Here is a 6,962-nt window from a genome sequence, read left to right as displayed (position 1 = left end):
CGTCCGTTTATGACACATCATAACGCTTTAGATATTCCGTTGTATTTACGTATTGCCAATGAATTATATTTAAAACGTTTAATTGTTGGTGGTTTTGATGCTGTGTATGAATTTGCCAAAGACTTTAGAAATGAAGGTATGGACAGAACGCATAATCCGGAATTTACGGTTATGGAATTGTATGTTGCCTACAAAGATTACAATTGGATGATGAATATGACAGAGGAATTGTTAGAAAAAGTATCTATGGATGCTAACGGAACAACCGAAGTAATGATTGGCAAAAACAAAGTAAGTTTTAAAGCTCCGTATCCAAGAGTACCTATTTTAGAAGCAATTAAAATCCATACAGGTTTTGATGTTGCTGGTATGAATGAGGTTGAATTAAGAGAGGTTTGTAAAAAAGTAGGTATTGAAGTTGATGAAACAATGGGCGTTGGTAAATTAATTGATGAATTGTTTGGTGAAAAATGTGAGCACCACTACATTCAACCAACATTTATTACCGATTATCCAAAAGAAATGAGTCCGTTAACAAAAGAACACCGCACAAACCCTGCGTTAACAGAACGTTTTGAATTAATGGTAAACGGAAAAGAATTAGCAAACGCTTATTCTGAGTTAAACGATCCTATTGACCAACGTGCACGTTTTGAAGATCAATTGGCACTTTCAGAAAAAGGTGATGACGAAGCTATGTTTATAGACCAAGATTTTATTCGTGCTTTAGAATACGGAATGCCTCCAACTTCAGGAATTGGAATTGGAATTGACCGTTTGGTAATGTTTATGACTAATAATGCTTCTATTCAAGAAGTTTTATTTTTCCCTCAAATGAAACCAGAGAAAAAAGCGCCTTCAGTTGAATTAAATGATGATGAAAAAGTATTGTTTGAAATGCTTAAAAAAGCTGAGAAAATTTTATTGAATGATTTAAAAACTCAAAGTGGTTTCAGCAATAAAAAATGGGATAAAACCTTAAAAGGTTTAACAAAACACAACGTAGCAAAAGTGAACAATACCGATGCTGGTTTGTTTGTTGAACTAGTTTAGAAAATATACCTAAAAGGCTATCTAAAAAGTGCAAAATTTCGTCAACTTGAACTTGTTTCAGTATAACGATTTTAATAACTTTTTAGATAGCTTTTTTTTATTAAAAAATAGTTGCCATATCAACTACTAATAACTTTTCATCATTAAAATTAAATAATTTTCCATTATAAATTAGAGAATTAACAGATATATCTAACCTTCCAACTTTTCTGTTTTCATTATTTAGCAGTATAGTTTCTTCTTCATTCCCTATAAAAGTATAGTTTTTATAACTGCCGTATTTAAAATACAAATCTTTCAATTCATAGTACATTTTGTTTGTTAAATCACTACCAAAAACAAGTGTTTTTTCTTTGGAGGATTGAATATAATAGGTTGTATTATCATTACTTACTAAATTTTTAAAAACAGTTTCGTTCTCTTTCACAAAAATAGTGTTGGTAGTAAAATATTTCAATTCTCCTAATTCAACTACATCAATTAATTTAGATTGTATTTCTGAGCCATCAATTAACGAAAAACACACTAACTTATCTTTAAAAATAGCCATTAAAGCATCCTCTTTTTTTCTGAAATCAAGAATTGGATTCTCTTTATCGGCAATTGTTTTCAAAAAAAGTTGCTTTCCTGTATTCGCATTTAAACATTGTATAAATGGTTGTCCAAAATCAATCTTTTTATTTCCCCAATATGCATACCCATAGTTTACAACATACAATAAACTATCTTTTAAAAATATGGATGATTTACTCATTAAATCTTCAGGTAAATTTGTAGACCAATTTACATGTCCATCGTTTTTATTTATTTGAGCAATTTTTTCTTTAGAAGCCACGTATAAATTAGCACTATCTATAATAACATTCGATACAACTTCTCTAACAACGCTAGGTCCGGAAGATGTTACATACGTTCCTGTTAAAATACCTAAGGCAATACCAGCAGCGTTTTTTGCTATTGTTTCTGTATAATCTTTTTTACCCGTTACAGTTTCATAATCCCAACCATTTCCATTAAATAAATTCACAGAATGTAAACCTCCTGCAACAATTAAAAGTGTGGAATCGTTCAATCTTATTTTTGAATTCCAGCCATAATCTCGCTTTAATTCTCGTTCCCAAAGTGCATTTCCGGTTTTTAAATCAATTGCTTCCAGGGTATGAATATTTCCAGCCAACCCTTTATTTTTATATCCAATGGCAATATCTTTAGCCGTATTTACATAATAAAAATCATTTTTAACTGTCCATAATTCCTCTCCATTCTCAATACTTAAGCTTATTAAATTATTCCCTTTGTCTTCCATAATTAATCGGTTGTATTGATTAATATTTCCTCTAGAATAATCAATTTTTTGCGACCATTTCACTATTCTATTTTCAAAATCAAAAACAACAAATTCACCTTTTACATTTAAAATTTTACCATTTTTACTTAATTTTCTCAATTGTAAAGAAACATACCCAGGAAAAGTATCAACATAAATTTCATGAATCCTTTTAGGAAAAACATACGCTGATGCCATTATTTTTTTCCCATTTAAAAAATTTTCTCCAATTTGCTCATTACTAAAATCAACCTGTATTTTAGAAGCTTGCGACCATACAGGAATTGCTAAAAAAAGCAAAACCAACACTAGTATTTTAGTTTTCATAATAATTCGTTTTTTTGTCTATATACCACTACTTTTCAATGGTTTAAAGTTATAAACCATTAAACTACACTAACGCTCATAAAAGGTATTTTATACCAATTTAATAACAAATGATACACCTCAGCTCTAAAAATGATTTACATCAACTTTTAAAAAACACTTAAGCTATATAGTATTAAAAGGTGTTAAATAAATTCTAAATCAAATCAGTTAAAATTCCTATCTTCGAAAACTTAAAATTAAGAATATACATATGTTTCAAAAATTAAAAGGATTTTCAAGAGCATTCTGGACTGCAAATACAGTGGAATTGCTAGAAAGAGCTGCTTATTACGGTGTATTTATTGTTATTACACTTTATTTATCTAGAATATTAGGTTTTACTGATATGGAAGCTGGATTAATTTCTGGTATATTTTCAGGAGGTTTGTATTTATTGCCAACCTTTGCAGGTGCTTTAGCCGATAAAATTGGATTTAAATACTCTTTAATTATTGCGTTTTCATTACTTACCTTAGGTTATTTTGGACTTGCAGTACTACCATCCATATTAGAATCTATTGGCTTGGTAAACTATTCTAATGATACTATTACATATACCGGAATTGTAGATTCTGCTGAAAGATGGGCAATTGTACCAATTATGTTATTACTAATGATTGGTGGCTCTTTTATTAAATCTGTAATTACTGGAACAGTAGCTAAAGAAACAACAGAAGCCAACAGAGCACAAGGTTTTTCTATTTTTTATATGATGGTGAACATTGGAGCATTTTCTGGAAAAACAATTGTAAAACCATTAAGAGACTCAATGGGAGAATTAGGATATGCATATATCAACTATTTTTCTGCTGGAATGACGCTTTTAGGTTTAATAATGATTGTTGCTTTTTATAAAAGCACTAAACAGTCCGGTCAGGGAAAAACTTTTGGTGAAATTTGGGATGGATTAGTTAAAGTTTGTACTAACGGACGCTTAATTACACTTATATTAATTATTACTGGTTTTTGGATGGTACAACATCAATTGTACGCTACAATGCCAAAATATGTTTTAAGAATGGCTGGTGAAGATGCTTCACCTTCTTGGTATGCCAACGTAAATCCGCTTACTGTTGTTTTAACCGTTGCTTTTATAACCAAAATAATGGCTAGTAGAACGCCGCTATTTTCTATGACTGTTGGTATGTTTATTATGCCTTTATCTGCTATTGCAATGGCTTCTGGAAATTGGTTTGGACATGAAGAAATTGATTTAATTATTATTAGCTTACACCCAATTGCTTTAATGATGATTATAGGAATTGTTTTACAAGGTTTAGCTGAATCGTTTATTTCTCCACGTTTTTTACAATTTTTCTCTCTACAAGCCCCAAAAGGTGAAGAAGGAATGTATTTAGGATTTAGCCATTTACACTCCTTTATTTCTTCTGTTTTAGGTTTTGGATTATCAGGTTATTTACTAACTAAATATTGCCCTGAACCAACGTTATTTGAAACTAGAGAAGCTTGGGAAGCAGCATCTGTTAACGCGCATTATATTTGGTATTATTTTGCTGCAATTGCATTGGTATCGGCAATTTCATTAATTATCTACGGAAAAGTTATTGCAAAAATGGATGCTAAAAGTTAAATTTAGCTAAACATATAACTACAAAAACGCCCTTTTGAAATGAATTCAAAAGGGCGTTTTTTATATGTCTATTTTTTTTTAAGCTCTTTTTTTCTTAGCTACAATTTCATCTAAACATAAATTCCCAACACTTCCTTTGTGTGTGTGATTTACTGTTTTATCTGGATTAAAAGTACCTTCATTAATATCTTTTCCAACTTGTTTATAAGCGTCTCTAAACGGTGTTCCGTTTTGAACTAATTTATTTACCTCTTCTACACTAAACAAATACAAGTATTTTTCTTCCTCTACTATATTTGTTCTTACTTGAATATTTTTTAACGAATAGGTTAACATTTCTAAACATGCTTTTAACGTAGAAAACGATGGTATTAAACCTTCTTTTAACAATTGTAAATCTCTGTGATAACCGCTTGGTAAATTATTTGTTATTAAGGTAAACTCATAAGGTAAAGCTTGTAATTTGTTGCATTTCCCACGAATCAACTCAAAAACATCTGGATTTTTTTTATGAGGCATAATACTAGAACCAGTAGTTAATTCATCTGGAAAAGAGATAAAATTAAAATTCTGACTCATATACAAACAAATATCCATACTCATTTTAGCTAAGGTACTTGCCACAGAGCTAATAGCAAAAGAAACTGATTTTTCTAATTTTCCACGTCCCATTTGAGCAGCTACCGAGTTATATTTCAACGTATCAAAATCTAATAATTTGGTAGTTTCATCTCTATCAATTGGAAAAGAACTTCCGTAACCAGCTGCAGAACCTAACGGATTTTGATCTGCAACTTTGTAGGCTGCTTTTAAAAAGTAAATATCATCTATCAAGGTTTCTGCATAGGCTGAAAACCACATTCCGAATGATGATGGCATTGCTACTTGCAAATGCGTATAACCTGGTAATAATACATTTTTATATTGTTCTGCCAATGATATTAACAAGTCGAATAACTCATCAACTTCTGCATTAATTTCTACCAAAGCATCTTTTAAATACAAATGAACATCTACTAAAACCTGATCGTTTCTAGAACGCGCTGTATGAATTTTTTTACCAGTATCGCCTAACTTTTCAGTTAATAAATACTCTACTTTAGAATGCACATCTTCAAAAGAATCTTCAATAGTAAATGTACCAGCTTCAATGGTTTTTAAAATGGCTTTTAACTCCACTTCTAACAACTTAATTTCATCTGCAGTTAACAAACCTATTTTATGCAACATTTTAGCATGTGCTAAATTTCCAATAACATCGTATTTTGCTAAAATTAAATCTAACTCTCTATCGTTTCCAACAGTAAATAAGTCTATTTTTTTATCGGTTGAAAATCCTTTATCCCAAAGTTTCATAATGTAAATGTTTAATTGTTGAATAGTTTAAAGGTTTAACTTTTTAAACTCATAAACTATTCAACATTTTTAAATAATTTCCTCTAATAATTTTATATATAAATCTATTCCTTCTTCAATTTCGTTTATGTAAATAAATTCATCAGCAGTATGTGAACGTAAACTTTGTCCTGGTCCCAATTTTAATGAAGGACAACTTAAAACTGCCTGATCAGAAAGTGTTGGAGAACCATATGTTTCGCGTCCCAATTTAATTCCTGCTTGCACAATTGGATGTTCTTTTGGTATGGAAGATGAATTTAAGCGTAACGATCTTGGGCAAACTTCAGATTTTACATTTGCATCAATAATTTCAAACACTTCTTGGTTAGAATACGCATCTGTAACACGCACATCTACCACATATTTACAGTGAGATGGAATTACATTATGCTGGTTTCCTGCTTCAATTTGTGTCACTGTCATTTTTACTTTTCCCAAGGTTTCCGACACTTTTGGAAATTCAAAATTCTGAAACCAATTAATATCTTCAATAGCATTATAAATGGCATTATCTCCTGTGCCGTGCGCAGCGTGACCTGGAGTTCCTTTTGCTTCGCAATTTAACACCATTAAGCCTTTTTCGGCTATGGCTAACTGCATTAAAGTTGGTTCACCAACAATGGCAAAATCTATTTCTGGAATAATTTTTAACATTGAATTTAATCCGTTTGGCCCAGAATTTTCTTCTTCTGCAGATGCTACTATAACAAAGTTATAGTGTAAATCTTCCCTTTCATAAAAATAGGTAAATGTTGCCAATAATGAAACTAAACATCCACCAGCATCGTTACTTCCCAACCCATATAATTTTCCATCTTCAATAGCTGGACTTAACGGATTACGCGTATAACCTTTGTTTGGTTTTACCGTATCATGATGAGAATTTAATAAAATTGTTTTTTTAGAAGGATTAAAATGTTTGTTTTTTGCCCAAACATTATTTTTAACTCTTTCAAATTGAATAGTATGATCTGAAAACCATTGCATTATTAGCAAAGCTGTTTCATCTTCTTCACCAGAAAAAGACTGCTTTGAAATTAAATTTTTTAATAACTCAATGGCTTCTTGTGTTAAACTTTCAATCATTATTTTAAGCTTAATGTTGTATATAATTTATTTTGACTTTGCACTAACGAAGCATCTCCTATTTTTACTTTTCCTACACCTTTTTCCAATGCATTAAAGCAATTATGTATTTTTGGAAGCATTCCATCTGCTATTATT

General features: G+C 30.6%; 5 protein-coding genes. 2 read left to right on the top strand and 3 right to left on the bottom strand.

Translation table 11 applies throughout. The features are described 5' to 3' along the window. Positions 1-1,053 (top strand): lysine--tRNA ligase (locus ABY298_RS13845; protein ID WP_372746653.1); only part of this gene is annotated, 1,053 nt, incomplete at its 5' end. Between the two features lie 100 nt (positions 1,054-1,153). Here ABY298_RS13845 and ABY298_RS13840 read toward each other — a convergent pair. Beyond that, complete coding sequence (locus ABY298_RS13840; RefSeq protein WP_372746652.1) at positions 1,154-2,707, bottom strand: PQQ-binding-like beta-propeller repeat protein; 1,554 nt, start codon at positions 2,705-2,707, stop codon at positions 1,154-1,156. A 253-nt stretch (positions 2,708-2,960) separates the two neighbouring features. Between ABY298_RS13840 and ABY298_RS13835 the strand changes: the two genes are divergently transcribed. Then, positions 2,961-4,340 carry an MFS transporter gene (locus ABY298_RS13835; RefSeq protein WP_372746651.1) on the top strand — a complete coding sequence of 460 codons (1,380 nt, stop codon included), beginning with the start codon at positions 2,961-2,963 and terminating at the stop codon, positions 4,338-4,340. A 78-nt stretch (positions 4,341-4,418) separates the two neighbouring features. On the opposite strand, the gene argH is transcribed toward ABY298_RS13835, so the two are convergent. Both argH and ABY298_RS13825 read right to left on the bottom strand, forming a co-directional pair. Next, positions 4,419-5,696, bottom strand: coding sequence for an argininosuccinate lyase (gene argH / locus ABY298_RS13830; RefSeq protein ID WP_372746650.1), 1,278 nt, complete (start codon positions 5,694-5,696; stop codon positions 4,419-4,421). Positions 5,697-5,765: 69 nt separating this feature from the next. Continuing rightward, positions 5,766-6,824: a M20 family metallo-hydrolase gene (locus ABY298_RS13825; RefSeq protein WP_372746649.1), complete on the bottom strand. Its 1,059-nt coding sequence runs from the start codon at positions 6,822-6,824 to the stop codon at positions 5,766-5,768. Positions 6,825-6,962 lie beyond the last annotated feature (138 nt).

The organism is Lutibacter sp. (genome assembly GCF_041596795.1).
Taxonomy (GTDB): domain Bacteria; phylum Bacteroidota; class Bacteroidia; order Flavobacteriales; family Flavobacteriaceae; genus Lutibacter.
The sequence above is the reverse complement of the archived record's forward strand: the minus strand, read 5'-3'. Positions and strand labels throughout refer to the sequence as shown.